At 59.7% G+C, this 26,469-nt stretch carries 31 protein-coding genes; 21 read left to right on the forward strand and 10 right to left on the reverse strand.

Going from position 1 to position 26,469, the window contains the following annotated elements; genetic code table 11:
* Positions 1–34 precede the first annotated feature (34 nt).
* From ACYSTU_RS16785 to ACYSTU_RS16795, 3 genes are all read left to right on the forward strand, one after another.
* The gene (locus ACYSTU_RS16785; RefSeq protein ID WP_136493627.1) at positions 35–394 is read left to right on the forward strand and encodes a DUF6124 family protein; all 360 of its coding nucleotides are present in this window, start codon (positions 35–37) and stop codon (positions 392–394) included.
* Between the two features lie 138 nt (positions 395–532).
* Positions 533–2,074: a T6SS phospholipase effector Tle1-like catalytic domain-containing protein gene (locus ACYSTU_RS16790; RefSeq protein WP_499000178.1), complete on the forward strand. Its 1,542-nt coding sequence runs from the start codon at positions 533–535 to the stop codon at positions 2,072–2,074.
* Positions 2,074–2,730, forward strand: coding sequence for a DUF2931 family protein (locus ACYSTU_RS16795; protein ID WP_264364952.1), 657 nt, complete (start codon positions 2,074–2,076; stop codon positions 2,728–2,730). Before ACYSTU_RS16790 ends, ACYSTU_RS16795 begins: the two co-directional genes overlap by 1 nt.
* Positions 2,731–3,165: 435 nt before the next feature.
* Here the strand turns inward: ACYSTU_RS16795 and ACYSTU_RS16800 are convergent, their stop codons facing one another.
* Together ACYSTU_RS16800 and ACYSTU_RS16805 are read right to left on the reverse strand one after the other, a co-directional pair.
* Positions 3,166–4,125, reverse strand: a complete 960-nt coding sequence (locus ACYSTU_RS16800) for an EamA family transporter (RefSeq protein ID WP_499000181.1) — start codon at positions 4,123–4,125, stop codon at positions 3,166–3,168.
* Positions 4,126–4,293: 168 nt separating this feature from the next.
* Entirely contained in the window at positions 4,294–5,220 is a 927-nt protein-coding gene (locus tag ACYSTU_RS16805) for a LysR family transcriptional regulator (protein WP_499000184.1), read from the reverse strand.
* A gap of 112 nt (positions 5,221–5,332) precedes the next feature.
* Here ACYSTU_RS16805 and ACYSTU_RS16810 point away from each other — a divergent pair, with 112 nt between their 5' ends.
* From ACYSTU_RS16810 to ACYSTU_RS16845, 8 genes are all read left to right on the forward strand, one after another.
* Entirely contained in the window at positions 5,333–6,085 is a 753-nt protein-coding gene (locus ACYSTU_RS16810; RefSeq protein ID WP_071171903.1) for a 3-oxoacyl-ACP reductase family protein, read from the forward strand.
* 7 nt (positions 6,086–6,092) lie between these two features.
* On the forward strand, positions 6,093–6,689 hold the full coding sequence (locus tag ACYSTU_RS16815) for an NADPH-dependent F420 reductase (RefSeq protein WP_499000351.1): 597 nt from the start codon (positions 6,093–6,095) through the stop codon (positions 6,687–6,689).
* A gap of 82 nt (positions 6,690–6,771) precedes the next feature.
* Positions 6,772–7,137 (forward strand): nuclear transport factor 2 family protein, encoded by a 366-nt coding sequence (locus ACYSTU_RS16820; protein ID WP_221761470.1) that lies wholly within the window; start codon positions 6,772–6,774, stop codon positions 7,135–7,137.
* A 107-nt stretch (positions 7,138–7,244) separates the two neighbouring features.
* A complete protein-coding gene (locus ACYSTU_RS16825) occupies positions 7,245–7,547 on the forward strand; it encodes an ArsR/SmtB family transcription factor (RefSeq protein WP_024012559.1) in 303 nt (100 codons plus the stop codon).
* 64 nt (positions 7,548–7,611) lie between these two features.
* A complete protein-coding gene (locus ACYSTU_RS16830; RefSeq protein WP_041480565.1) occupies positions 7,612–8,586 on the forward strand; it encodes a zinc-dependent alcohol dehydrogenase family protein in 975 nt (324 codons plus the stop codon).
* A 28-nt stretch (positions 8,587–8,614) separates the two neighbouring features.
* Positions 8,615–8,956, forward strand: coding sequence for an antibiotic biosynthesis monooxygenase family protein (locus ACYSTU_RS16835; RefSeq protein WP_024012561.1), 342 nt, complete (start codon positions 8,615–8,617; stop codon positions 8,954–8,956).
* A 164-nt stretch (positions 8,957–9,120) separates the two neighbouring features.
* Complete coding sequence (locus ACYSTU_RS16840; protein WP_499000191.1) at positions 9,121–9,822, forward strand: DUF695 domain-containing protein; 702 nt, start codon at positions 9,121–9,123, stop codon at positions 9,820–9,822.
* A gap of 274 nt (positions 9,823–10,096) precedes the next feature.
* Positions 10,097–11,242 (forward strand): ATP-binding protein, encoded by a 1,146-nt coding sequence (locus ACYSTU_RS16845; protein ID WP_499000193.1) that lies wholly within the window; start codon positions 10,097–10,099, stop codon positions 11,240–11,242.
* A gap of 39 nt (positions 11,243–11,281) precedes the next feature.
* Here ACYSTU_RS16845 and ACYSTU_RS16850 read toward each other — a convergent pair whose 3' ends face one another.
* Positions 11,282–13,138: an ABC transporter ATP-binding protein gene (locus ACYSTU_RS16850; RefSeq protein WP_056784851.1), complete on the reverse strand. Its 1,857-nt coding sequence runs from the start codon at positions 13,136–13,138 to the stop codon at positions 11,282–11,284.
* A gap of 299 nt (positions 13,139–13,437) precedes the next feature.
* Between ACYSTU_RS16850 and ACYSTU_RS16855 the strand changes: the two genes are divergently transcribed.
* The 3 genes from ACYSTU_RS16855 to ACYSTU_RS16865 are packed head-to-tail and all read left to right on the forward strand — an operon-like array spanning position 13,438 to position 15,325.
* Positions 13,438–14,088, forward strand: coding sequence for a hypothetical protein (locus ACYSTU_RS16855; RefSeq protein WP_499000197.1), 651 nt, complete (start codon positions 13,438–13,440; stop codon positions 14,086–14,088).
* The gene (locus tag ACYSTU_RS16860) at positions 14,088–14,516 is read left to right on the forward strand and encodes a phage holin family protein (protein WP_024012566.1); all 429 of its coding nucleotides are present in this window, start codon (positions 14,088–14,090) and stop codon (positions 14,514–14,516) included. The genes ACYSTU_RS16855 and ACYSTU_RS16860 overlap by 1 nt, the downstream gene beginning before the upstream one ends.
* Positions 14,513–15,325, forward strand: a complete 813-nt coding sequence (locus ACYSTU_RS16865) for a DUF3618 domain-containing protein (protein WP_223630308.1) — start codon at positions 14,513–14,515, stop codon at positions 15,323–15,325. Before ACYSTU_RS16860 ends, ACYSTU_RS16865 begins: the two co-directional genes overlap by 4 nt.
* A 54-nt stretch (positions 15,326–15,379) precedes the next feature.
* On the opposite strand, the gene ACYSTU_RS16870 is transcribed toward ACYSTU_RS16865, so the two are convergent.
* Both ACYSTU_RS16870 and ACYSTU_RS16875 read right to left on the reverse strand, forming a co-directional pair.
* Positions 15,380–16,486, reverse strand: coding sequence for a M20/M25/M40 family metallo-hydrolase (locus ACYSTU_RS16870; protein ID WP_499000202.1), 1,107 nt, complete (start codon positions 16,484–16,486; stop codon positions 15,380–15,382).
* Between the two features lie 499 nt (positions 16,487–16,985).
* Complete coding sequence (locus ACYSTU_RS16875) at positions 16,986–17,879, reverse strand: LysR family transcriptional regulator (protein WP_476308369.1); 894 nt, start codon at positions 17,877–17,879, stop codon at positions 16,986–16,988.
* A gap of 131 nt (positions 17,880–18,010) precedes the next feature.
* On the opposite strand from ACYSTU_RS16875, the gene ACYSTU_RS16880 reads away from it, so the two are divergent.
* A complete protein-coding gene (locus ACYSTU_RS16880) occupies positions 18,011–19,222 on the forward strand; it encodes an MFS transporter (protein ID WP_499000205.1) in 1,212 nt (403 codons plus the stop codon).
* A 1-nt stretch (position 19,223) separates the two neighbouring features.
* Here the strand turns inward: ACYSTU_RS16880 and ACYSTU_RS16885 are convergent, their stop codons facing one another.
* Positions 19,224–19,382 (reverse strand): DUF2986 domain-containing protein, encoded by a 159-nt coding sequence (locus ACYSTU_RS16885; RefSeq protein WP_110599120.1) that lies wholly within the window; start codon positions 19,380–19,382, stop codon positions 19,224–19,226.
* A 128-nt stretch (positions 19,383–19,510) separates the two neighbouring features.
* On the opposite strand from ACYSTU_RS16885, the gene ACYSTU_RS16890 reads away from it, so the two are divergent.
* From ACYSTU_RS16890 to ACYSTU_RS16900, 3 genes are all read left to right on the forward strand, one after another.
* Complete coding sequence (locus ACYSTU_RS16890; protein ID WP_016774302.1) at positions 19,511–20,008, forward strand: anti-virulence regulator CigR family protein; 498 nt, start codon at positions 19,511–19,513, stop codon at positions 20,006–20,008.
* Between the two features lie 153 nt (positions 20,009–20,161).
* The gene (locus tag ACYSTU_RS16895) at positions 20,162–21,136 is read left to right on the forward strand and encodes a quinone oxidoreductase family protein (protein ID WP_499000209.1); all 975 of its coding nucleotides are present in this window, start codon (positions 20,162–20,164) and stop codon (positions 21,134–21,136) included.
* Entirely contained in the window at positions 21,133–22,059 is a 927-nt protein-coding gene (locus ACYSTU_RS16900; RefSeq protein ID WP_217850111.1) for a LysR family transcriptional regulator, read from the forward strand. Before ACYSTU_RS16895 ends, ACYSTU_RS16900 begins: the two co-directional genes overlap by 4 nt.
* Positions 22,060–22,296: 237 nt before the next feature.
* Here the strand turns inward: ACYSTU_RS16900 and ACYSTU_RS16905 are convergent, their stop codons facing one another.
* Positions 22,297–22,773: a PA2171 family ribosome-binding persister protein gene (locus tag ACYSTU_RS16905; RefSeq protein WP_499000211.1), complete on the reverse strand. Its 477-nt coding sequence runs from the start codon at positions 22,771–22,773 to the stop codon at positions 22,297–22,299.
* 80 nt (positions 22,774–22,853) lie between these two features.
* On the opposite strand from ACYSTU_RS16905, the gene ACYSTU_RS16910 reads away from it, so the two are divergent.
* Positions 22,854–23,009 (forward strand): hypothetical protein, encoded by a 156-nt coding sequence (locus tag ACYSTU_RS16910; protein WP_177434000.1) that lies wholly within the window; start codon positions 22,854–22,856, stop codon positions 23,007–23,009.
* Positions 23,010–23,028: 19 nt separating this feature from the next.
* Here the strand turns inward: ACYSTU_RS16910 and ACYSTU_RS16915 are convergent, their stop codons facing one another.
* Positions 23,029–23,244 carry a PLD nuclease N-terminal domain-containing protein gene (locus ACYSTU_RS16915; protein WP_016774306.1) on the reverse strand — a complete coding sequence of 72 codons (216 nt, stop codon included), beginning with the start codon at positions 23,242–23,244 and terminating at the stop codon, positions 23,029–23,031.
* A gap of 171 nt (positions 23,245–23,415) precedes the next feature.
* Here ACYSTU_RS16915 and ACYSTU_RS16920 point away from each other — a divergent pair, with 171 nt between their 5' ends.
* Positions 23,416–24,543 (forward strand): saccharopine dehydrogenase family protein, encoded by a 1,128-nt coding sequence (locus ACYSTU_RS16920; RefSeq protein WP_499000215.1) that lies wholly within the window; start codon positions 23,416–23,418, stop codon positions 24,541–24,543.
* Between the two features lies 1 nt (position 24,544).
* Positions 24,545–25,042, forward strand: a complete 498-nt coding sequence (locus tag ACYSTU_RS16925) for a DUF2269 family protein (protein WP_122601640.1) — start codon at positions 24,545–24,547, stop codon at positions 25,040–25,042.
* Here ACYSTU_RS16925 and ACYSTU_RS16930 read toward each other — a convergent pair.
* Together ACYSTU_RS16930 and ACYSTU_RS16935 are read right to left on the reverse strand one after the other, a co-directional pair.
* Complete coding sequence (locus ACYSTU_RS16930) at positions 25,025–25,477, reverse strand: thiol-disulfide oxidoreductase DCC family protein (RefSeq protein WP_056784876.1); 453 nt, start codon at positions 25,475–25,477, stop codon at positions 25,025–25,027. The genes ACYSTU_RS16925 and ACYSTU_RS16930 overlap by 18 nt on opposite strands.
* A 51-nt stretch (positions 25,478–25,528) precedes the next feature.
* Positions 25,529–26,449, reverse strand: a complete 921-nt coding sequence (locus tag ACYSTU_RS16935; RefSeq protein ID WP_499000219.1) for an AraC family transcriptional regulator — start codon at positions 26,447–26,449, stop codon at positions 25,529–25,531.
* Positions 26,450–26,469: the final 20 nt, after the last annotated feature.

Consider the following 26,469-nt stretch of genomic DNA (forward strand, 5'->3'; position numbering starts at 1 on the left):
TGGTAGCTCCAGACGAATAATCAGGAGTTTCACCATGTTCAAAGTCACACCCAATCCCCCAACCACCGACCCCGCATCGCCCTACGAAACCAGCGCCTCGAAAAAGCTTCACGAAGCCGCCGAACGCGCCCTCGATCACTACCTCGGCCCGGCAGACATCCTGGCCAGCACCAACACCCCGGAACAGATGTTCCTCGCCAACCCGAAATACGACACCGAGTCCCTGCTGGCCAATGCCAGCGAATCCCTCGGCTCGGCCACCACCATGCTCTACGACTTCGCCGCGCTGCTCGACAACCCGCGCCGCAAAACCCTGCTAGGCATCGCTCAGGTCGTCATGCTTGGCGAGATCGCGGTAAATCAGGCTTTGGATAAAGTCGAAATAGCCAAATGACCCGCAATGCGACGAGCGCAAAACCTCGTCGCAATCCCCGGGCGCGCCATGGCTGGCACACGGCCACGGCTTGCACCACCCGGGCTCGACTGTCACCCTTCGGGCCGTTCTTCAAGGATCAGAACAAGGAATCAAGGATTGAGTGGTTACGTTCCAAACCCGCCGAAAAACTACCGCTACGAACAAGCCAAACCCGTCGACCTACACGCCCAGCATTGGGCCGAGTATGAGAAACACGGTAAAGAGCCCGCGCGCGAGCCTGAGAAGATAGGCATTGCGTTGAGGATCGGGGTTTTCTTTGATGGCACAGGCAACAATGCGAACAACTCTGCTGCGGGGTTGTTGTGCGGCGCTCAGCATCCGATTGCGCCTGAGGATATACCAGCTAGCTGTATGCCTTACATGAGTGACCCGGATAGTAGTTATGGCGCCGGGCCTACGAATATCAGGAAATTGTTTTCTCTGTATAAAAAGACCCAGAAAGCCGAAGGCGATGGCTTTCTTAAGTACGTCTCAAGCCCAATATATGTCGAAGGTATAGGCACTGAAAGCAATCAGATGGATAGTGCTGTAGGTGCTGGAACGGGGCGAGGTGAGACTGGTGTTACGAGTCGCGTACAAGCGTCCTTCACGCAGATAAAACAAGCTATCGAAGAGGCACTGCAAGAGAACCCCGACAGTGAAATTGCGTCCCTGACGTTCGATACATTTGGCTTCAGTCGTGGGGCTGCTGCTGCACGGCACTTCGCAAATGAAGTGGTGCGGGGTAAGCAAGGAGCTTTAGGAGATCTCCTAAACCGGAACGCCGCAGATTTCAGTCGCACCTTTGATAATAAATACGGAAACGGCATCAAAATGGGTTTCATCGGGCTCTTTGACACGGTGCCCTCAATTGCCGGCTTCACCAATCTTGGCCGGGTGAAAAGTCCTATAGCTCCCGGTGTGAGGCTTTACCTGGACCGTCAATACTTCACGGATGTCGTACATCTCGTAGCGCGTGATGAGTGTCGCGCTAATTTTGCGCTCAGCCGAGTGAAGCCCGCGCACCCTGAGTACACTCTTCCCGGGGTTCATTCGGATGTTGGCGGCAGCTATCTTGATGAAGTAGAGGAACGCGTGCTTGTCAGTCCGATGCAAACTCTCGATGTACCTCGGTACGTAGACGTTTCAACGACGTCGATTTATCACGACGCCGCGCGCGTAAAAAGCGAGTGGCTTGCTAAAGGATGGCCTGCGCATCTGCTGGATATTGTCACCCCGGCTTCCTTCGAAATTCCGCAGGAGCATCAAGACAGGCTTTCACCGGGGCAGAAGCGCGTATATGCCGCTCTACAATTGAAACGTCCGGTGAGTGGTAAACTTTCGAGAGTTTATTTAAGAGTCATGTATCAGCTGGCAAAAGAAAAGGGTGTTCAATTCATTGATATACCGGAAGATGACGAATACTCCGTGCCGGCAGAGCTGCAACCTCTTTGTGACCGATTTCTCACCGGAAACTACAGAACAACTGCTGAAGAAGAGGCTTTGCTCAAGCTGAAGTACATTCATACCTCTGCAAACTGGAATCATCCCCTTGGAAGAAGAGACGGGAGCGGTATTGATGCTGTTTACATCAACGCCCCGACGGAAGACGCGATCCGTGTACAACATCCTCACGTAGCTGATTGGAAGCTCTGGTAATGAAGTCTGTAATCGCTCTGCTTGTCGCCTTATTGTTAATGGGCTGCCAGAGAGGAGGTTTCGAAAGTGGGGAAAATGACCCCAAGTCTCCTTGGTGGCAAATAGGGTTCGTTGAGCCGAATTACATGAAGATCTGGGTTGAGGACAGCTCGGTGCTGGATATCAATAACAGAATGTTTTTCAGAGTCGGTGGAAAATCCGCTCCCGGAGGCGAACCAGAAGATGGGACGGAGTCTGCCCGTGGTTGGGGAACAGTCGGTGGTTCTGGAGTTATGGTTACCGGTGCTGACCTTCCTCGAATGATTTTTGTCCGTTGGCAGTCGATATCGGAGCAGAAAACCTATAAAGGCTTCATAGAGATTCCAGAGGAAGCGAGGCAACTGATGGTGCAGTCCACACATCAGCGGTGCCCGAAGACTCCCGAAAGAACCGCACGTTACTCCGCAACGCTGCTTGTGGGGCTCGCCCCGGGGGGAGTGCTTCAAGCGTGGGTCAGGGACTCCTGCCACCGCCCGATAAAAGTCTCCCATGCTCAAGGCGAACTCGAACCTCTCGGCCCGGAGCAGGGCAAGCATGGCGGGCGCTATGCCTATCCCGTGAGTGAAAAGGCCAAGCGTTACATTGATAAGTTCGGCATCCCGTACGGTAGTTGGTAAATGACGTTGATGGAGCGCCATCTACTTTTCAGGCGCCAGACCGTTTCAATTTCGCTGAGTCGAATTAGCGGGGCGGCGTCTTGAGAATAGAAAAGGCCGACCGTTTCGATGATGTCGACTACGACGCAGGCTATGAGTATCGAGGGTTCAATTACCTGATTCTGGATGGTGTCGATCAGTTTCTCGTCAGAACTTACGATGACCAACCCGGTAGCGCGACGGTTGTACGCCCTGCCATGACCACAAGCACCAGACTCAGAACGCTGGCGGAATTCTTACGAACGGAGCTGGAGGTAACTGCGATTTATCTCTACAAGGGTGAAATAGGAAGCTATGCCCAGGTAGACCTAGAGAGCCTGCAATTCTGCTGATCCGGTATCGAGCCGGGAGCGATAAGCAGGACTCGCCAACCATGAGTCCCGCCACCACATCCCCTCAAACCTCAGCCTTCACCCCAACCTTCACCGGCACTTTGCGATACGTCAGCAAAACAATCCCGCTCACCACAATCACTCCACCGACGATCTGCCCTCTGCTGAGCATTTGATCCAGCACAATCCAGCCCATCAACAACGTCGCCAGTGGTTCGATATTCATCACCGGGGCGTTGCGTGGCATGTCCAGTCGGGGTACGGAGATGAACAACACAATGAAGCCGGTCCCATAGAGTACGACAAGCGTGGCAAGGGCCAGCCAGCCGGTTGAGGTGGCGGGGAGGTTGAGTCCGCCGGGGAGGGCACCGGTCAGGCCGGCCAGGTTGACGCTGCTGAAGACGATGAAGATGGTCAGCAGGCTGCGCACCGAGCCGCGCACTTGCGACAGTTTGTGGTCGGTGATCCACAGCGCGCAGGCGAAGACGCTGGCGGCGCAGAAGGCGAGTGCGACGCCCAGTAGCCATTCCGGGCCGACGCTGGCGCTGTCTGACAGACGTCCGGGAACGTCCAGCACGAACACCAGCCCAACGAGAATCAAGCCCATCAACATCGCGGTGCGCGCGGTTGGGCGTGGGCCGCCCAGCGCCCAGGTCAGCAAGGCCAGCAGGATCGGAAACACGTTGGCCACCAGCAGCGCCAGAGCGACCGGGACCCGCGCGACAGCGGAGTACAGACACAGGCTCTGCGCAGTAATCAGCAGGCCCAACAACAGTTGCCAACGCCACGCGCCCGTCGGCAGGCGCAGGCTTTGCCGCTGCCACAGGACGAGAATGGCCAGCACCAGCAAAGTCCCGCCCGAGCGCATCAGAATCGCCAGCAATACGCCCGCGCCGTCATCAAAAGCCACCCGTGCCGCGACGTGGTTGCCGGCGAACGCACAGCCCATGCACAACAGAATGATCACGGCGAGATAACGGGGGAAGGGTGGCGGTACGGTTGGCGCAAAATCAGGACGGGACATGGCAGCTCTCAAAAATGATAGCCACTCGGGGTGGCTCAGGTTTTTATTATGTTGTCGTACAACTGCCAAGTTTGTACCGTAATCAAGTAGAGGCGGCAAGCTTGAAAGACTTTATAAACCGCTTAGGCGTGGTGCTACTTCGGATTTAGAGGTCGTATGACTTGCCTTTTAAGCCCGAGCATCGAAAAGAGCGGCCCACCCATCCGCTCGAGCCTGACCGACCAGAAAATCCACAAACGCCCGGGTTTTGGCCGGCAACAGTTTCTGGCTGGAAAAGTACAAATAGATCTGCCCCGCATCGACATGCCAACCCGGCAAAACCCTTTCCAGCGTGCCGTCCTGCAGATAAGGCAGCACATCCGGAACCGCCAACAGCGCAACCCCCAATCCCAAGCGCGCGCACTGACACAGCGCTTGCGGATCGTTGACCAACAGGCGCGGCGCCAACTCCAGCGGTGCTCGTTGCCCGTCGGGGCCTTGCAGCATCCAGCTGCGCACCTTGCCGGTCTGCACCGAGCGCATGGCCAGATGATCCAGCGTCGCCAGCTCTTCGATGTGCCGGATGCGCTTGTGTGCCGAGAGGTATTCCTTCGATGCCACCAGAATCAGATGCGCCGGGGCGATGGCCCTGGCCACCACACCTTGCGCCAGCTCGATGCCGCCACCGATGGCCGCATCAAACCCGTCCGCGATGAGATCGACCTGGCGATTGTCGACGTGCCATTCAGGGGTCACGGCGGGGTATTGCTTGAGAAACTGGGGCATCAGCGGCAACAGAAAATCCCTGGCGAAACCGGGTGCTGCGCTCAGACGCAAAAGGCCTGAAGGCTCTCCGGCATTGCCGGCCACATCGGCAATCGCCGCTTGAACAATTTCCAGTCCCGAACCGACGTTGGCCAGAAAGCGTTCTCCCGCTTCGGTCAGCGTGAGTTTGCGCGTGCTGCGCTGAAACAAGCGTACGCCGAGGTTGGCCTCCAGTTGCGCGACATTGCGACTGACCGCCGCGGGAGTCAGGCCCAGGCGCCGCGCCGCCGCAGAGAAGCTTCCCGCCTCGGCGCTGCGCACGAATGAGAGCAAATTGCCTAAGGTTTCCATCTGCGCACCTTCAACGAATAATTGAAAGTGATTCTAGTGGGCTTCCACTACTGGTGGAAGATCAAAAGGCGTTTCATAGCCTCATCAACTCCAACCACCCAGAGGCTCGACCATGAACACTTCCACGCTTCCACTGACCGGCAAAATCGCCATCGTGACCGGTGGCTCACGCAGCATCGGCGCAGCAATCGCCAAGCGCCTCGCGGCAGATGGCGCCACCGTCGCTATCACCTACAACGCATCGCCAGATCGCGCCGAAGCGGTGGTGCAGGAAATCGTCGCGGCGGGCGGCCAGGCTGTGGCGCTGGCGGCCGATGCGGGCAATCCCGAGGCTGTACGTGCAGCGATTGCCGAGGTTGCACAGCGTTTTGGCAAGATCGACATTCTGGTGAACAACGCTGGTATCAGCCTGCTCGGTGCCCCCGAGGACATCGCCTTTGAGGACTTTCAACGCATCCTTGCGGTGAACGTGACCGGCGTCTTCGTCGCCACTCAGCAAGCGCTCAAACACATGGGGCAGGGCGGTCGCATCATTCACATCGGCAGCTCGATGGTGCAATACGCTGCGTTCGCTACCGCCTCCGTCTACACCCTGAGCAAAGGTGCGCTGACCGGTTTCAGTCGTGGACTGGTGCGCGATCTTGGGCCGCGCGGCATCACTGTGAACACCGTCCATCCTGGCCCGACCGACAGCGACATGAACCCGGCCGACGGGCCCATTGCGGACTTCCTACGCCCGAACATCGCCATGGGGCGGTACGGCGAGGGCAAGGATGTTGCCAGCGCGGTGGCGTACCTGGCCAGTGCGGACGCCGGGTTTGTCACCGGCGCAGAATTAATCGTCGACGGCGGCTTCACAGCGTAAGGAGAGCATCATGACTATCAGCATCATTGGTACAGGCTCCATCGGCACCGCCATCGCTCGGTTGCTCGTCAACGCAGGCCTGCCGGTCAGTCTGGCCAACAGCCGTGGGCCGCAGAGCCTTGCCGGTTTGGTCGACGAATTGGGTCCACTCGCACAAGCGGTGACGGCTCAGCAAGCCAGTCAGGCGGACATTGTTTTTCTGGCGGTGAACTGGTCGAAGATCCCCGACGCGGTACGCGATCTCGGGCCTTGGGATGGACGTATCGTGATCGACGCCAACAACCCGATCGAGGCACCACTGTTCAAGCCGTTCGATCTGGGCGGCCAGCCGTCTTCGCAAGTGGTGGCGCAGATGCTGCCCGGTGCGCACATGGTCAAGGCCTTCAACCATTTGCTCGCGGCTCTGCTGAGCGATCCCTCCGCCGAGGGCGGCAAGCGGGTGCTGTTTTATTCCGGTGAAGATGCCGCGAGCAAAACCAAAGTTGCAGAGCTGATTACTCAACTGGGTTTTTACGGCATCGACCTGGGCGGTGTGCAGCAGGGAATGCTTGCACAGTTCCCGGGCGGACCGCTGCCAGCCTTGAACCTGGTCAAACATGGTTGACCGCTGAGCTCGGGCAACCGGGCTTCACATACCAATCGAGGATTCAAAAATGTCTGGCTCAGATTCGCGAAATATCAATGACGTGGAAAACTACGACGCCTTGCTGCGGGCCAACCTGCAGCGCGTGTTCAACGAGCGCGATGCACAGAAGCGCATTGCGGCGGTGCAGGAGCTTTTTGCAGACACACCGACGATGTACGAACCGACTGGCACCGTCACCGGGCGGGCGGCGATTTCAGAGGTGGCCGGTGCGTTGCTGGATCAGTTCGGGGCGGACTTCGCTTTTGTTCCCGAGGGGCCGGCGGTTGGGCATCATGGCTTGGGTTACCTGCGCTGGCATGCGGGCCTGAGCGCTGGGTCAACTGTTGTCAGCGGTGTCGACGTGGCGGAAATCAGCGAAGGGAAAATCGTGCGGTTGTGGGTGTTGCTGGATGCGCCCCAAGGCTGAGCCGCACGGCAGGGTGGCAAATCGGATCCCGTTGCCGCCTGTCGCCGACTGCCAATCAGATCAATATCGCGCATTGACATATCGAAAAATCTCGATATCCTCGGCGCATGGAACTGATCGAAATCTTCAAAGCCCTCTCGAACCCGACGCGCCTCAAGATCCTTGAAGGCCTGAAGGATCCCGTCAAGAATTTCCCCCCGCAGGATGAGGGTGACGTTCTCGTCGAGGGTGTCTGCGTCAGCAGCATCCAGGAAGGTATCGGCCTGTCGCAGTCTACGGTGTCGAGTTACCTGGCCACGTTGCAGCGAGTGGGGCTGGTTGAGGTGCGGCGCATCGGTCAATGGACCTACTACAAACGCAATGAGGCTGCTATCAGCGCGCTTGCAGAGATCATAGGGAAAGAGCTGTAAATTTTTTTTACTCTAGGATATCGAGAATTCTCGATATCCCTCTTTATCGATACGAGGTTTTGCCATGAAAGCGATGATTTTGAAATCCTTCGGCGGTCCTGATTCGTTCGAACTCAGCGACGTTCCAAAACCGGTTCCGCAAGCGGGCCAAGTGCTGGTCCGAGTGCACGCTACTTCCATCAATCCGCTGGATTATCAGGTTCGGCGCGGTGACTATCCCGATCTGGTGCCGCTGCCGGCCATTACCGGTCACGACGTGTCGGGCGTGGTTGAAGCCATCGGGCCGGGCGTCAGCGCTTTCGCGCCGGGCGACGAAGTCTGGTACACCCCGCAGATATTCGACGGGCAGGGCAGCTATGCCGAGTACCACGTGGCTGCTGAAAGCATCATCGCCAGAAAGCCTGCATCGCTGAGCCACCTTGAGGCGGCTAGTCTGAGTCTGGTCGGCGGTACGGTTTGGGAAGCGCTGACCGTGCGCGCCGTGCTCCGCGTTGGCGAAAGCATTCTGATCCACGGCGGCGCGGGCGGGGTCGGCCATGTGGCGATTCAGGTGGCCAAAGCCATGGGCGCCAGAGTGTTCACCACCGTGCGCGAGGCCAACGCCGACTTCGTCCGCAGCCTGGGTGCCGACGTGGTGATCGATTACACCCAAGAGGACTACGTCGAAGCGATCATGCGCGAAACCGCCGGGCATGGCGTTGATGTGGTGTTCGACACCATCGGCGGCGATACCCTGTCTCGCAGTGCCGACGCGCTTGCCCAGCTTGGCCGCGTCGTCTCGATCGTCGACATCGCGCAGCCACAAAACCTCGTTCAGGCCTGGGGCAAGAACGCCAGCTACCACTTCGTTTTCACCCGGCAGAATCGCGGCAAGCTCGATGAACTGAGCGCGTTGGTCGAGCGCGGCCAGTTGCGGCCCCATGTTGGCGCGGTCTATTCCCTCGCCGACATCCCGCTCGCCCACGCTCGACTGGAGAGCGCCAACAACGGTCTGCTGGGAAAAATCGCCATCGCCGTCGAGCCTTCACTCATCGTCTGAATCCGCTCACTGATTTTGGAGAAACATCATGGTTTACGAGATCGCTGTGCTGCCCGTTCACCCGCATCAGACTGAAGCCTTCCGACGCGCATTTGCCGAAGTCGAACCGTTGCTCACCCGCGCCAAGGGATATGGCGGCCACATGCTGGCGCAAGGTATTGAAACCCCCGAGCAATTCAATTTGATCGTGCGCTGGCAATCGCTTGAGGATCACTCGCCGGGGTTTGAAGAAAGCGAAGACCACCAGCGCTTCATGCTGGGTCTGGAGGATTATTTTTCCGCAGAGCCGAGCGTGTATCACATTGAGGGTGGTGCTTTTCCGGGTGGCGATTTTGGCGTACCGGGCAACGGTGCCAGCGTAGGCATCTGAGGGAGTATGTGGCTGTTCATCACAAGCGGCTGTGGCTGGTCGAGCACTGTTTGTGATGAGTTGCCACTTTAATTCCGCTTTGGCCTGTTCATGGGCCAGGGATGGCAGGCAAAATGCGCCGTTTTCCATATGTCTTGTACTACAGCTCATCCAAGGAAGGCCACTTGAAAGTCACTCCCCACGCTTCCCTGCGCCCTGAAATCTGGCCAGCCGTTGTTTTATTGGTGCTGGCAAGCCTGATCACGACCGGCTGCACGCGCTCCCATACTCCAAAACCGGTAGAGCGCGATCCTTGTCTGGATGCCGGTCCAGCGCATACAACGGCCTACGCCAAATGCATGAGCGAGCGGAAAGAGCGCCAAGCTGAAGCGCTCAGAATATTGCTCAGTGATGATCCTGCTGACAATCCGCAACGGCAAGTGGCCGTGCCAGGCGACAGCGATTTCCAACCGTCTGATTTTCCTGACGAGCCAATGCCAGCGAGTTTTCGCATGCCTTCCGACTTGAATCTCAAGGATACCCAGGCATTTCCTTACAAGGCTCGCATCAGCTGGAAATACGTGTCGGATCGCTTCCTGCCGAGTTCGAAGGAATCCGCGCGGATGATGCAGGTGGACCGCCTGATTAAGGCGGCCGTAACGGCGGATGGGTTCGCAAAGTGGGGGTGCACGGTCACCGGCGGAAAGCGTCAGGTGTGGGTTTTCTACACCCTGGACGACGCGGCCTTTGTCAGCCGTGTGCAGGCAGCTCTGGCGCAGACCGGGCCTTATCCGATTGAATTCAGCAGCCGTAAACAGGCAGATGTCAGTGCTGAGGTGCCGAACACCAAGCAAACTCGACTGACGCCCAAGCGATGCCTGGAGTAAAGACTCTCAACGGATAACCTCTTAAAACGGACTTCTCTCATCGCAAGGAGTCCGTAGCCGTAGTCGCTTCAGAGGCGTTCGTTGCGGGCGCAGCGATCATCTCATGCCGACCGCAACCTCTTCAGCACACCGATTTTCCTCCAACGTTAGCCCAGCGCTTTGGTGGTAGGCTGCATCCCCTCAGCCGTACTTTCTGTACTCCTGAATTGCCCTTTCCGAAATCTGCGCCGGCTCAGCTGCTGGCGTTGATGGATTTCCCCTGCGGACTACAGCCATGCGCCTGCCAGATTTCATTCTCGAAAACCTAGAGCCGATCCTGCAGGCCTGGGAAGATTTCGCCCGCACCATCGAGACACCAGGTGCGGAACTCGATAACGTCGCACTGCGCGATCACGCCGAGCAGATGTTGCGCGCCATCGTGATCGATCTGCGGACCAAGCAGACCATGAGCGAACAAATCGCCAAAGCCCAGGGCCAAGCGCCGCGCGACGATGAAGAAACAGCTGCGGAAACCCACGCGGTGACGCGGTTGATGGCCGGTTTTACCATCGATCAGATGGTGTCGGAATACCGCGCGCTGCGCACCAGTGTGCTGACCCAATGGCTGCGTCAGGTCAAGGATGGCAAATCAGTGAATGTCGACGACATGACACGCTTTCACGAAGCCATCGATCAGGCGCTGGCCGAGTCGATTGCCAGCTACTCGCGCGCCGTCGAGGCGTCGCGCAACGTGTTTCTGGGGATTCTCGGCCATGACTTGCGCACGCCGCTGGGGGCGATTCTGCTCGGTGCGGATATGTTGCGTCGTACCGAAGCCACCGACCCGCGCACCGGCAAAGTGGCCAGGCAGATCTACGCCAGCGTGCAGCGCGCCAGCCAGATCGTGGGCGACCTGCTGGATCTGACGCGTTGCCAGATGGGGCCGGGGATTCCGGTGAAAAAATCCCTGATCGATCTCAGCCCTGTGTGCGAGCGGGTGATCGAGGAAATCCGCGCCTTTCATCCGCAGGCCAACGTGCGGTTCGATGCGACGGAAGCGGTGATGGGAGCGTTCGATGGCGCCAGGATGGAACAGGTGTTTTCCAACATCATCAGCAATGCGGTGACCCACGGCGATAATCAGTTTCCGGTTACGGTTGCACTGGAAGCGCGGGAGGATTGCGCGGTGTTCACCGTACATAACGGCGGCGAACCGATCCCGGAGGATGTATTGCCGTTCATCTTCAACCCGATGGGGCGCTTCTCGCAGCGCTCCGTGGTTGATCACGGGCCGGTTGCCGGGCTCGGTCTAGGCCTGTTTATCGCTTCGGAAATCGTCGCCTCGCATGCCGGCTCGATCGAGGTCAGCTCTGACCTGGAAGGCGGAACCGTGTTTCGCGTAAAGCTTCCGGTTAATACCGAAAGCCCCGTCACCATCTAGGCCAATCGATGGAGGGCCGGCCCCGGCCCTCCAGCCTGATCACTCCTCCATCACCTCAACCAAACCCCGATCCTCACCCAGAAAGCCGCCGCTCTGGTGCTGCCACAACCGCGCATAGGTGCCGTTCTTCTCGAGCAGTTGCGCGTGGGTGCCTTGTTCGATGATGCGGCCTTCGTCCATGACGATCAGCCGGTCCATCGCTGCAATGGTCGACAAGCGGTGGGCGATGGCGATCACGGTTTTGCCCTGCATCATTTCATCGAGGCTTTCCTGAATCGCGACTTCAACTTCGGAATCCAGTGCGCTGGTGGCTTCGTCGAGCAGCAGGATCGGTGCGTTCTTCAGCATCACCCGGGCGATGGCGATGCGTTGTCGCTGGCCGCCCGAAAGCTTGATGCCGCGTTCGCCGACCAGCGTGTCGTAACCGCTGTGGCCCTGCTTGTCGCTCAACTGGCTGATAAAACCATCGGCCTGAGCGTTCACCGCCGCGCGGTGGATGTCTTCGTCGGTGGCGTCCGGGCGACCGTAGGCGATGTTGTCGCGGATCGAACGGTGCAACAGCGACGTGTCCTGGGTGACCATGCCGATCACGCTGCGCAGGCTGTCCTGGGTGACCTCGGCTATGTTCTGCCCATCGATGCGGATCTCGCCGCGATCAACGTCATAGAAGCGCAGCAGCAGGTTGATCAGTGTCGACTTGCCTGCACCGGAGCGGCCGACCAGACCGATTTTTTCGCCGGGGCGAATATGCAGGGTCAAGCCGTCGAGCACCTGTCGTTCGCCGTTGTAGTTGAAGCTGACATTGTCGAAAACCACCTCGCCGCCGGCCGGCTCCAGCACTTTGGCATCCGGCGCGTCCTGGACTTTCGGGCCGCTGGTCAGCGTGGCCATCCCGTCCTGGACGGTGCCGATGTTTTCGAACAGCGAAGTCATCTGCCACATGATCCAGTGCGACATGCCATTGATGCGCAGCGCCATGGCGGTGATCGCCGCGACGGCGCCGGTGCCGACTTCGCCCTGATGCCACAGCCACAATGCATAACCGCCAGCGCCGAGAATCAACGCCACCACCAGCGCCTGATTGACGATTTCGAACTGGCTGACCAGCCGCATCTGGCGGAATCCGGTGAGCTTGAAATCTTCCATTGCCGCACGGGCAAAGTGCGCTTCACGCTTGGAGTGCGAGAACAGTTTGACCGTGGTGATGTTGGTGTAGGCGTCGGCAATCCGCCCGGTCATCGACGAGCGTGCATCGGCCTGTTCTTGGCCGACTTTGCCCAGACGCGGGACGAAATACACCATCGCCAGCCCGAACAAAACGATCCACGCCAGAAACGGCAGCATCAGCTTCAGCGCAAAGCCACCAGCCAGCGCAATGATCGCGATGAAGTACACGCCAATGCCGGGGAGGATTTCGATCAAGGTGAACAGCACCTCGCGCACCGACAACGCAGTCTGCATGACCTTGGTCGTCACCCGGCCGGAGAACTCGTCGGAGAAGAACGACAGACTTTGCCGCAGCATCAACCGGTGAAAGTCCCAGCGCAGGCGCAGCGGCAGATTGATCGCAAGGATCTGGTGCTGGACCATCGTGCGCAGCGCCACTAGTCCGATGCTGACTACCAGCACAATGCCGATGCCCCACAACACGCGGCTTTCCTCATCACCAGCAGCGCCGCCGGATTGCCAGGTCGAGAGCAGATCCACCACTTGCCCAAGGAACGAAAACAGCCATGCCTCGTAGATCGACACGCTGGCGCTGAGCAGGGCGAAGGCCAGAATGTAGCCGCGCGCGCCCCGGGTGCACGCCCACAAGAAGCGCATCAGGCCGACTGGCGGTGGCGGCGCCTCGTCGGGCGGGAAGGGGTCGAGCCTTTCTTCAAACAGGCGAAGCATTGCGGTCTCCGAAGTGATCAGGGTGTGGGGATTCTGCCATCTATCGGCGTTGTTGCGGGTTTCAGCGTCGTGTTGCAGATAAATGCTTGTGCCTTGTCTTGACCGCAGCCAGGCGCAGAAGCTCAACGCAATCGTGCCAAGCGCAACCTTTCGTCGCTGATCCAGACCTGATGTCGCACACTCATCAACCTCTTTGAACTCTCGCGCAAGCTGCTCCGTCATCTTCTATGTGGGGGCTCGAGGCAATGTTGCCGTGTAGCTCCGTTTTTCCGTTTTCAAGTCAGAACGCGAGGGGCCACATGAATACTCAAGACAGCAGGGCAGGCTTTGAATCAGGTGATCCGAACAGCAAGCCTGGACAGGGTTTTGAACATTTGAAGGACGACGTCAACGAAGCAATTGGCGGCGCGCGGCAACAGGCCGACGCGCAATTCGGACAGTACCGCGACACCGCGGCCGAACAGATAGAAGCATTGGCCCAAGGCGCAAAGAGCTTCGTCTCGGAGTTGCACGACAAGGACACGCTGGGCATGTCCGACTACCTGACGGACATGGCGGATTCCATGACCGGGCTGGCGGGCAACCTGCGCGGCAAGAGTGCCGAGCAGTTGCTGCACGATGCGGCGGATCTGGCGCGCAGCAATCCGGGGCTATTCATCGCCGGCAGCATCGCCATCGGTTTCGGCCTGTCGCGGTTTCTCAAAGCCGGCACGGCCGCAGCAGCGACGGTCAGCGCCGAGCACGATCCGGCGGCGGGCACGACATCGACGCCACCGCCAGCCGATTACGGTGCGCAGCGACCCTATGAATCGTCAGTACCGTCATCGGCCCACGCCAATCCGGGACTGGCCACCGGCATCACCCCGACCTCGCCCAGTGACAGCGATCACCCCGCTGATTTTGCCGCGGCTTCCGTACCGCACGCACCCGACGCCAAAGGAGAACTGTGATGAACAGAGATGAATCTGATCTGAGCGGGGCAAGGCCCCTCGGCCAAACGGATGACGCTTCGGTGGTCGGTCTGTTGCGACAACTGTCCCGAGAGGTGCCAGCGTTGTTCACCAAGGAACTGGCATTGGCAAAAGCCGAACTGCAGAACAGCCTCAGCACGCTGAAGGCGGGCATCGGTGCGGTTGCCGGTGGTGCGATCGTGTTCCTCGCCGGCTTTATTATTCTGCTGATGTCGGCGGTGTACGGCCTGAGTATGTTCATGGCGCCATGGCTGGCCGCGCTGATCGTCGGCGTGGTGGTGATGATCATTGGCTTCGCCATGCTGCAATCCGGGAAGAAGCAATTCGAGCCATCTCACTTCAAACCTGATCGCACCCTCGACGCCTTGAACAAGGATCAGGAAGCGCTGCGGAGGAAAGTCTCATGAAAAGCGAACTGGATATCGAAGCGGAAAAAAGCCCGGAGCAGATCGAGCGCGAAATCGATGCGCAACGCGCGAGCATCGGCAACATCGTCGATCAACTCGAGAGCAAATTCACTCCCGGGCAAATGATCGATCAGGCCTGGGGAATGATGCAGAGCAACGGCTCGACGTTCTTCACCAACCTCGGCACCAGCGTGCGCAATAACCCGGTACCTGCGGTGCTGACTTCCGTGGGGCTGCTCTGGCTGATGATCAGCCAGAATCGCCCGCCAGTGCCGCAACCGACCTATCGCAGCGGGCCGGATCAGGACAAGGCCGGCGAGTGGGCCGACGGTTTGGCCGACGGCATCGACAGCGCCCGCGCGCATTTGCATTCGACCACTGACTCACTGAAGGACGGCTACCAGACGCTGAAAGGCAAGGCCAGCCACCTCGGGGAAAACGTCGGTGCGGCGAAGGAAAATTTGACCCATGCGATGCATGACGCCAGTGATCGACTGTCGCGTAATTCGCAAGTGCTCGGCCAGCAATTCAGCCACCTGCTCAAGGAGCAACCACTGATGGTGGCTGCCGCCGGGGTTGCGCTCGGTGCATTGCTCGGCGCGGCATTGCCGACTACGTCCACTGAACAGCGCTACATGGGCCGTACCAGCGCTGGCATGGTCGACAAGGCCAAGCAGAAAGCTCAGGAGGGATACGAAGCCGTTCGTGACACGGTGACTCGGACCACTGAACAAACCGAAGTGGAGACCAAGCCGGAAACGGCGCGGCCTTCGTCTTCCGATTTGTCACAGGGGTTGGGTACTTCTTGATGGTGAAAAACAAGGGAGGCCTGCAATGGGCCTCCCTTTTTATTGGACTGCGGGTCAGGTCGATACCTCATTCTGCAGGCCTTTCAAATATTCGACCAACGTCTGCGCGCACGCTTCAATCGCGCCATCCACGACCAGTTCGAACCCATGGGTATTCTCGGTCGGGATTGCGATGCATCCGGCCTGGGCGCTGATGCCTGAGCTCATCACCGCGCTGGCGTCGGAGGCGAAGTCCACCAGCAGGGCGAACTGTGGATCGAAGCCGCAACGCTTTGCTGCGTCGGCCAAGGCCATGACCACGCCGCGCGAGTAATAGCCTTTCTGGTCGCCGGTATCGATGATCGGGTCGACGCTCAATCGCGTTGCGTACTCGCTCATCACCGGGCCGACTTCCACCGCGATTGTGGTGTCGCCGGGCAGGTGCGCAGCGGCGTACATTGCGCCGGCGTTGCTTTCTTCTTCGAGGGTGGTGAAGACAAAGTAGGTGTCGTGCGCCAATTCGGTCGGGCTGCGCTTGAGTTGCTCGGCGGCCTGGAGCATGGCGACGACAGGCGCGCGGTCATCGAGAAAATGCGCAGCGGTGGCATCGCCGACCCGGAACGGCGTACGCCAGTGCTGGCTGAGCACAACCCGAGTACCAGGACGCACGCCCATGTTTTGCAGAGCTTGCGGGTCGTGGCGGGTGATGATGTGCACGTCTTTCCACTCCACCGCGCCGCTCATCACATCCTGGCCCTGCGGCGAACCTGTGGTGGCGTGCATCGAGCCGAATGAGAGCACGCCGGGCAGGGTTTGCGCATCGCCGAGAATATCCACCGGACACACTCCGAAATTCACCGGATTCGCACCGCCGAGGGCAACCACCCGCAACGTACCGTCCGGCTCGACGCGTTTGACCAGCATGGCGATCTCGTCCATGTGGCCCATGATGCGCACAGCGTGCTCGCCGTCCGGATCGGGTTCGCGGCCCTTGAGCAGGCCGATGACATTGCCGGCCCGATCGGTCCAGACCTCGTCGCAATGGCGCCGCAGTTCTTCCATGCAGATCGCCCGGACCTCGTCCTCCTGACCGCCGGGCCCGCGTGCCATGAGCAAACGGCTCAATAATGTTTGGGTGGATTCCTGTGTGTTGCGCGGCAAAGGCGTTTGGTTATCCGACATGCATGCTGACCCTCCTTGCATCGGCGGACGTGTATCGACCGCTCAGAATTTAGGGGGCAGGTTGGCGGGAAAATTCAGATGGGTTGAAGCCTTCTGTTCACCTGCATTCCCTGTGGGAGCGAGCTTGCTCGCGATATCGGTGTGTCATTCAACGTGGATGTATCTGATCTGGCGCCTTCGCGGGCAAGCCCGCTCCCACAGGGATTTTGGTTGCGCTGAAGATTGTGGCCTTGCACCGGACCATTGTGGGAGCGAGCTTGCTCGCGAAAGCGGTGTGACAGGCGATGATGATTTTGAATGTGCCGGCGCCTTCGCGGGCAAGCCCGCTCCCACAGGGATTTTGGTTGCGCTGAAGATTGTCAACTTGCCCGGACCATTGTGGGAGCGAGCTTGCTCGCGAAAGCGGTGTGACAGGCGATGATGATTTTGAATGTGCCGGCGCCTTCGCGGGCAAGCCCGCTCCCACAGGGATTTGAGTTGGATTGAAGAGTTGCGTTTGTCAGCGGTTGTATTTCAGCGCTTCGACAAACGCTGCAAACGCTGCGGAGCTCTGGCGTCTGTTCGGGTAATACAAGTGATAGCCCTGAAACGTTGGGCACCATTCTTCCAGCACTTCCACCAATCGCCCGTCGGCCAGATACGGCGCGACCAATTGTTCGGGCACGTACGCCACGCCGATGCCGTCCACGGCGGCGTTGAGCACATGCATGATGCTGTTGAACACCAGTTGCCCGTCGACCTTCACGCTGAAGTCCTGACCCTGGTGCGCAAACTCCCAGGCGTAAATCGCGCCGGCCGGTTGGTGGCGGATGTTGATGCAGGTGTGCTCCGTCAACTGGTGCGGCGTGGTGGGTGCCGGGTGGCGAGCGAAGTAACCTGGCGAGGCCACCACGGCCAGGCGCCAGTCCGGGCCGATGCGCACGGCGATCATGTCTTTGCTGATCGATTCACCGAGACGGATGCCTGCATCGAAGCGTTCCTTGACCACATTGGTAAATCCGTAATCGACGTAAAACTCCAACGTGATATCCGGATAGTCCTGCAAAAACTTTGCAAGCATCGGCCGAATGCACAACTCAATCTGATCGTCCGTGCAGGAAATCCGGATCGTACCGCTGGGCTTGTCGCGCAATTCGCCGAGGGCTTCGAGCTCGGCGCTGATCTGCTCGAACAGCGGCGCAATTGAGTGCATCAAGCGTTCGCCAGCCTCGGTCGGCGAGACATTGCGCGTCGTACGAGCGAGCAAGCGGATACCCAGACGCTGCTCCAGCGCGCGCACCGTATGACTCAGCGCAGACGGCGTGACGCCGAGGCGGGCGGCAGCCTTGGTGAAGCTTTGCTCCTGGGCCACCGCCAGAAAGGCCTGCAGGTCGTTGACTTTGGCGTTGCTCATTGCTGAATTTTTCTCAAAAGCACATGAAGATTACCGCTACTAATCAAGTTAAGCCTGATCCGTCAAGCTTTGCAGCCTGAGTAACGGGGCAGAAGTGCCTCGATGATTTCTTCTTCAAGACAGGTTTTCGCATGACGGCTCAAGTAATCGACACCCCGACAGCCCAGCCCATCGAAGCGTCCACTGACGGCGAACAACCGGCGTACTGGAGCGGTGTGTTCGCGATGACCTTGTGCGTCTTCGCCCTGATCGCCTCAGAGTTCATGCCGGTCAGTCTGCTCACGCCAATGGCTACGGACTTGCTTATCAGTGAAGGCCTGGCCGGCTATGGCATTGCCATCTCCGGCGCGTTCGCGGTGCTGACCAGCCTGACGATCAGCAGACTCGCCGGCTCGATGGATCGCAAGCGCCTGTTGCTGCTGTTGACGGCGCTGATGTGCGCCTCCGGTTTGGTGGTGGGTCTGGCGCCCAATTACACGGTGTACATGATTGGCCGCGCATTGATCGGTGTGGTGATTGGCGGCTTCTGGTCGATGTCAGCGGCGTTGGCCATGCGTCTGGTGCCGTCCGCCAGCGTGCCCAAGGCATTGGCAATTTTTAACGGCGGCAATGCCCTGGCGACCGTCGTGGCGGCGCCGTTGGGCAGTTATCTGGGCAGTGTGATTGGCTGGCGCGGGGCGTTTTTCTGCCTGATACCCGTGGCTTTGATTGCGCTGCTTTGGCAGTGGATCAGCTTGCCCGCGCTCCCGGCCGCGCCACGCAAAGCCAGCGCAGCCAATGTCTTTGCGTTGTTCAAAAGCCGCCGGGTGGCGTTGGGCATGCTCGGCGCAGGTCTGTTCTTCATGGGCCAGTTTGTTCTGTTCACCTACTTGCGACCGTTTCTGGAGACCGTGACCCGGGTCGACGTTTCGATGCTGTCGATGATTTTGCTGGTCATCGGTATGGCCGGGTTTATCGGCACGGTGATCATCGGGTCGGTGCTGAAGTCAGGTCTGTACAGAGTAGTGATCGCCATCCCGCTGTTAATGGCGATCATCGCGGTGGCGCTCATAGGAATGGGCGGTTCAGTGGTCGCGACGTTCGTGTTGCTGGGCTTGTGGGGATTGATCGCCACGGCGGCGCCGGTAGGCTGGTGGTCGTGGCTGGCGCGCACGCTGCCCGACGATGCCGAAGCAGGCGGTGGGCTGATGGTGGCGGTGGTGCAGTTGTCGATTGCCTCGGGTTCTACCATCGGTGGTCTGCTGTTCGACGGCAGTGGCTATCGGCTGACGTTTTTCGCCAGCGCGGCATTGCTGGTGCTGGCGGCGCTGATGACCTGGCTGACGTCGCGGCAAAAAGCCTGACTCAGCTCTCGGTATTTTCCACTGAAGCCTGCGCGGCTTCGTCTTCCAGCTTCAGGCGATCAGCCTTGCAGATGTATTTGGGCTTTTTCGGCGCCAGTTTGGCGTTGGCCTTCTTGGCTTTTTCCTTGAACAACTGCTGCAGCTTCTTTTGGCGATTCATGATTTTTCGATCGGGGGTGGAGAGGGTGGGAATCCTGACGCAAGGCCGAGTGGTCAGCAAGAAGAAATCCACTAAGCTGAGCACATTCGCCCATACTCTAGAGCATCCCCCAACCGAAGGAATCGCACATGAGAAAAGCTCGCAGATTGATTACCGCGTTGTCTTGCCTCGCGCTGGTAATCGGCAGCACGACGGCACTGGCCGACCCCGGCAATGGCAAGGGGCAGGGTGGTCAGGGCGGCCAGGGGAACGGCAAGGGCAAACCGCAAAACATGCAGGATCACGGCAAACAGGGCGGGGGCGGCCAAGGCAATGGCAACAAGGGCCAGCAACACTCTGGCAATGGTGGCGGCCCGAGTTTCGATCGCGGCAATATTCTCGGCATCATCGATGGTTATCGCGGCGAATACTGGAATCCGGGGCCGCCGCTGCCGCCGGGTATTCAAAAGAATCTGGCGCGGGGTAAACCCTTGCCCCCGGGCATCGCCAAGAAGCTGGACGGGCGAATGCTCGAACATCTGCCTCGTTATGACGGCTACGAATGGCGACAGGCGGGCACTGACCTCATTCTCGTTGCGCTGGCCACCGGGCTGATCTACGAGGTGCTCAACGGCGCGTTCGATTGATTGTTGAAAGAGGAGCGGCAGCACGTGCCGCTCCTTTTTTATGTGTGTATTGCTGCAGCCTTTGCAGCAATGAACTGCATTCAGGCTGGGTTGTTCGTTAAATGCTGCGCTTTCAGACTGAGCTCAACGCTTAACAAATGAATGGAGATGACCATGGCCAACGCAATCCGCTTCACCGCAACGGGCGCACCGGATGTCCTGCAATTGCACGCTGTCAGCGAACAGGCCCCCGGGTCCGGCGAGGTCTGGCTGGAGCAAGCGGCGGTGGGCGTCAATTACCTGGATGTCAGCCAGCGCAAAGGTGCAGTGCCCGTGGCGTTGCCGTCGGGGCTGGGGCTGGAAGGCGCGGGTCGGGTGGCGGCGGTCGGTGCCGGTGTGAGCAATGTCCGCGTCGGTGATCGGGTCGCTTACGCCACCGGCCCCTTGGGCGGTTACGCCTCGGCGCGGCTGTTTCCGGCAGAGCGGCTGGTGAAGATCCCCGATGAGTTGTCGTTCGAAGATGCGGCGGCGGTGTTGTTTAAAGGCATCACCGCGCAGTATCTGCTGAAGGCGACTTACCCGGTCGGGCCGGGCACGACAATGCTGGTTTACGGCGTCGCGGGAGGTCTGGGGGAAATCATGGTGCCATGGGCCAAACACCTTGGCGCAAGGGTGATCGGTGTGGTGTCGAAGCAGGCCAGTGTCGACAAGGCGCGCGCGTCCGGTTGTGACGAAGTACTGGTGTTCGATGCCGAGACTCTCGCCGCCGATGTGGTGCGTATCACCGAGGGGCGCAAGGTCGATGTGGTATATGACCCGATTGGTCGGGTGTCTTTTCAGGCCTCGCTGGACAGCTTGCGCCCACGCGGATTGATGGTCTCGTTCGGCGCGCAGACCGGCGCGCCGGCGGCGGTGGAAATGGCCACGCTGAACGCCAAGGGCTCGCTGTTCCTGACCCGTCCGTCGCTGGCCGCGCACACCGCCACGACAGCTGAATATCAGGAGCGCGCGCAAGATGTGCTGGCCGCTGTTGCCGCCGGTATCATCACGCCGCAAATTCGCGCGCGTTATTCATTGGCTGACGCGGCACAAGCGCACGCCGATCTTGAATCGGGCCGATCATCAGGGGCGATCATTTTAAAACCATGAATCTGGATGTTCTGAGCAACCCGCACAGCGATGAGATCGCTGCTTTCCTGGCCGTCGCCGCGCAAGGCTCGTTTGTCGCGGCGGGGCGTTTGTTGCAGCGTCATCCGACCATCGTTTCCAAGCGCCTTGCGGCGATGGAAAAGCGACTGGGCGTGCGGTTGGTGGAGCGCTCGACGCGACACGTGCGTATCACCGAGGCTGGCCTGCAACTCGAACAGCGCCTGCGCGCAGCCGTCGAGTTGATGAACGAAGCGCAGCAGCAAGCGGTGCAGGGCGCCAGCGAAGTGCGCGGCACCCTGCGCCTGGCGTTGCCGGCGGCGATGGGGCGCTTGTGGCTGGGGCCGCTGCTGCCGGAATTTCTCAAGGCCCATCCGCAGGTTTCTCTGGTGGCCGATTACAGCGAAGGCCTCGTCGACATCATCGAGCAGGGCTTCGACGCGGCTATTCGCATCGGCGAGCTTGAGGACAATCGGCTGATCGCGAAGAAGCTCAGTGACCATCGACGGATTCTCTGCGCATCGCCGGCCTACATCGAGGCCCACGGCATGCCGCAAACCCCGCAGGACCTGCTGCAGCACAATTGCCTGCGCTTCAGCGGGCTGGCGTCTTTCCCGCTGTGGCGCCTGCATCGCGGCAACGAGGTGCAGACCATCACGCCACACGGCAACCTGACCGCCAGCGACAGCGAATCCCTGCTCGCCGCCGCCCGCGCCGACGCCGGCATACTCGGTGCCGGCGACTGGCTGATGAGCCGCGATCTGGCGGCAGGACGGCTGATTCACGTGCTGCCCGACTGGCATCTGGATTCGGCGGGCGGCGTCTATCTGGTCAGGCCGTCATCGCGGTTTCCAGCGGCGGCGGTGGTGGCGTTCAAGGAGTGGATCGAAGCGAAATTCGAGACCGGGCCACCTTGGGCGGTTTGAGCACAACCTGCATCAAGACCGACACTGACCCTGTGGGAGCGAGCCTGCTCGCGAAAGCGCAGTGTCAGTCATGGATGATCTGGTTGACCTGACGCCTTCGCGAGCAGGCTCGCTCCCACAGGTTTCGTGGCTTGCTCAGAAACTCCCGAACGCCAAATATCCAATGTGAGAGCGAGTGCCAATTTGGGCGCACAAAAAAGCCCGGCATCGCTGCCGGGCTTTGGTGTCTTCAGCGCTTTACGCGGCGATCTTGTTGGCCGCCATTTCCTTTTTGTGGTTTGCCTTCATGGCTTCCATTTGCGCACCCAGCTCCTCGAGTTTTGCCTTGCCCAGAAGCTTCTGCGCTTTCGGGAACATTTCCTGTTCTTCCTCTTCGATGTGGTGCTCCAGCAATTCCTTGACCACTTTGACCCGACCGGCAAATTCCGGGGTGCCTGGATCGGTTTCTTTCAGATCAGGCAGTACCAGCGAATCCACGGTGCGGTGCTCTTCCTTGGCTTCGTAATACATGATGTCTTCTTCCTTGCTGCCGGCTTCCTTGAACGCAGGATAGAGAATCTCTTCTTCGAGGCGGGTGTGGATGGTGATTTCCATTTCCAGTTTGCCCAGCAACTCGACGCGTTTTTTCAGCGCGCGGTCGGTGGACTCACTCAGTTGGCTGAGGATGGCTTTGACTTTTTCATGGTCGGCTTTGAGAAGGTCGATAGCATTCATTTTTGAGGCCTCTGCTTTTCACGGATTGAACACAGCGTTCTTTTTTTCGCCCTGCTGTGTATTCAGGAAGAGGCTATCGCATGACTCATGCCAACTCGCCGATCAAGCGCAACCCTTCTAAATCAAGGGCTGGCATCGAAGCAGGCACAATGCTTTCGTGCAGCCTGCAAGAAATCCGCGCGGCGGGCATTGCATATAACAAGCCCGGCAAAAGCCGGGCTGCGGGTGATGCTTGAGACGGGCCTGCGTCGTTGGTTAGCGGCTGGCCTGGGAAGGCGAGCCGCGACCGATATGCTTGGGCCCCGCCAACGCCCAGGCGATCAGGCCGAACAGCGGCACGAACACGATCAGCACGATCCACACGCCTTTATTGCTCGATTTCCCCTCGCTTTTGCGCACCCGGTTGATGGCCCAAAGCTCGATCAGCACGAGAATGACCGCCAATACGATCCACACGGTTTCGATTTGCATAGGCTTAACTCCTGATGGTCTGTGCGTTAGGCGGCGAGAGGTGCGTTGGGTTCATTCTTTTTGCCTGGGACGAGCGGACGCGGTGATACCCGGTTGCAAAATAAATGTCTGGTCGCCGCTGCGCCCTATATCCTCTGCGCCACACGTTTGGGCTGGAACAGGGACAGGGCAATGGCATTCAGGGTGATGGTCGTCGGTGGTTACGGCAATTTCGGCAGTATCGTTTGTCGGCATCTGGCGCTCATGCCAGAGATTGAGCTGCTGCTGTCGGGCCGCAATGCACGCAAGCTGCAACACAAGGTCGAAGAGCTGCAAGCGCAGTCGGGCCGAGCTTGCGAAGGCTGGTGCGGTGATGCGATGGGCGCGGATTTTCAAGCGGCGTTGCGCGCGTTGAATATTCAGTTGGTGGTGCACACCGGCGGGCCGTTTCAGGGGCAATCCTACGCAGTGGCTGAAAGCTGCATCAGCGCCGGGGTCAATTACTGCGATCTGGCTGACTGCCGCACCTTCGTCAACGGCATCGATGTGCTCGACGCCCGCGCCAGGGAGGCGGGTGTGGCCGTGCTCAGCGGTTGCAGTTCGGTGCCGACCTTGTCTTCGGCGATCATCGATCAGCAGCGCTCACGTTTTGCGCGAATCGACTCGATCGAGCATGGCATTTCTTCCTCGGCAAAAATGCCGGGGCTGTCCACGGTCGAAGGCGTGCTCGCCTACGCAGGCAAACCGATCAAACAGTTGAAGAACGGCCAGGCTCACGAAGTATTGGGTTGGCTCGATCTGACCCTGCGCAGCATGCCGCAACTGGGCAAGCGGGTGCTGGCCAATGTCGATGTGCCGGACATGGATATTTTCGCACGCCGCTATGGCGCACAGACGCTGCGCTTCAAGGCAGGCGCCGGCCTGAAGCTCGGCGGTGTCGCCAACGCCTTGCTCGCGCAAGCCTTGCGCTTCGGTCTGGTGCGCGATCATGCGCGCTGGGCGGCGCGCCTGCATCGACTGGGAACGCGGTTCGAACGCTTCGGTGATGGCAAGAGCGCGATGTACATCGATGTTCGCGGTGTCGACGTCGACGGCCAGCCGCTGAGCATGACCGCGCAACTCACCGCACTGAATGACAAAGGCCCGGAAATCCCCAGCTGCGCCGCCGTCGCCCTGGCAATCAAAATGGCGCGGGGTTATGCACCGCAACCTGGCGCGCGGCCGTGTGTTGGCGAAATCAGCGTCGATGAATATCTGGCGGCGATCAACGATCCGGCAAACTTGAGCCTTTCGGTTCAATTCTCCGAGGGACAGCGTTGAGATGCTCTATCTCTGCCTGAAGTACCTGCACGTCATTGCGGCGATTTTCCTCTTTGGTTTCGGCATGGGCTCCTACCTGTACCTGATCGCCGCCAGCCGCAGCGGCAACCCGCAAGTGATCGCCCATGTCGCACGAATGGTGGTGCGCTTTGATACGTGGATCACCACGCCGGCCGGGTTTGTGCAGGTCATTACCGGCTACCTGCTGATGCGGCTCTCGGGGCTTTCGATGAGCACCGAATGGCTGCTGACTTCGCTGATCATTTTCTTCTGTGTCGGCGCGTTGTGGCTGCCGGTGCTGGTATTGCAAAAGCGTTTGCAGAGCATGGCGCTGAGCGCGGGCGAAGGTAGCCTGCCTCTGGATGATCGCTACGCGAGCACGTACCGCTGGTGGTTCTGGATGGGCGTCGCCGGGTTCGCCGGAATGTTTGTCATCGTGCTGATGATGGTGACGAAGATGACGCCGCTGCAACTGATCGGGTCAGCCGTGGGCTTTTAGAAAACGGCTTTCATGATCCGCAGTCGGCAGCAGACAAGTGTCGTACTTGCCGAACAGCCGATAGCGGTTCAGCGCGATGCGATCGTAAGCCCAGTCGCGCAGACGACGCGGGAAGATGCGCAGCAGTTTCAGCGGCTGCCAGCGCATTGGCAGTTGCCCGACCACTTCCAGGAATGCATCTGATCGCTCCCAATAATTGCGGTCGCGGATCACCGCCATGGTGTCGAACTCGTCCAGGGGCAAACCGGCCCACGCCAGCAAGGCCTGGCCCTCGGGCGATTGCACGGTCGCCAGACGCACATGGCGCTGGTGGTCATGGCGAATCAGAAACCGCGCCCAGCCGTTGCACAGTTTGCACACGCCATCGAACAGCACCACGGTTTCGCCGGGCTTGAGCAATGGCGCGGGGGTGGGGCGGGTTTTCATGGCAGGCATCGGCGGATGTCCTTGGCGGCGGGTGTCGCGATCATAACCTCGATCGTTGGGCTACAGGAGTGGATCGCGCCGGTATTGCCCCGGCGATATTCCGTGCACGCGGCGGAATGCAGCGCCAAACGCCGCGTCGGACAGATAGCCCAGTGAAGCAGCAACGGTCGCCACAGTGTCCCGGCCATTGCGCAAGCGAAACGCGGCGACGCGCATCCGCCAGCGCGTGGCGTACTCGACCGGCGCTACACCCATGCAATTTTTGAATAACGCGGCGAAACCCGATCGCGACATGCAGGCCATCTCGGCCATTTGCGTCAGGCGCCAAGGTTTTTCCGGGGCACCGTGAACGGCGCGTAAGACGCCGGCAATCGCCGGTTCCCGTAGCCCGCCCAGCCAGGCCAATTGTTCGGCATCCGCGCTGTTGATGTGATGGCGCAGCGCATGGATGAAGATCAGCCGCAGCAGGTCGTTGCACATCGCCTGCGAGCCGGCCTGATGGGATGGCCACTCGCGCTCCAGTTCATCCAGCAGCCAACCGAACGACGAGGCGCCTGTGGCCTCGGCGCGAATGATCAGCGAGGTCGGCAGCACGTCGAGCAGTTCGGTTGCACCGGGTCCCGATAGCGACACACTGCCGCCCAGCAACTCGACTTCCTCGCCGACGCCAAAGGTCGCCGAGGCGCCGTCATGGGCAAAAACCTCCGCTGCATTCACCGCCTCGATGTCGGGGCCGCTGGCCAGAATGAACGGCGTGCGCGACACCACAAAACAGTCGCCGGCCTGCAACAGGCGCGCCGGCACGCCTTGCATGCGCAGCCAGCATTCGCCTCGTCGCACAACGTTGAATTTAAGTTCGATGGGTTGGAAACGCAGCGCCCAGACACCGCCCGCTTGCAAGCGAACCGAGCAGGCTGCGCGCAGTTCCGAGAGTGCCAATACGGCAGAAAGTGGGTCGCCAGCAGGATTTTGGATGATCACGACAGAAACCTGGATTTATC

It is taken from the genome of Pseudomonas glycinis (assembly GCF_054871425.1).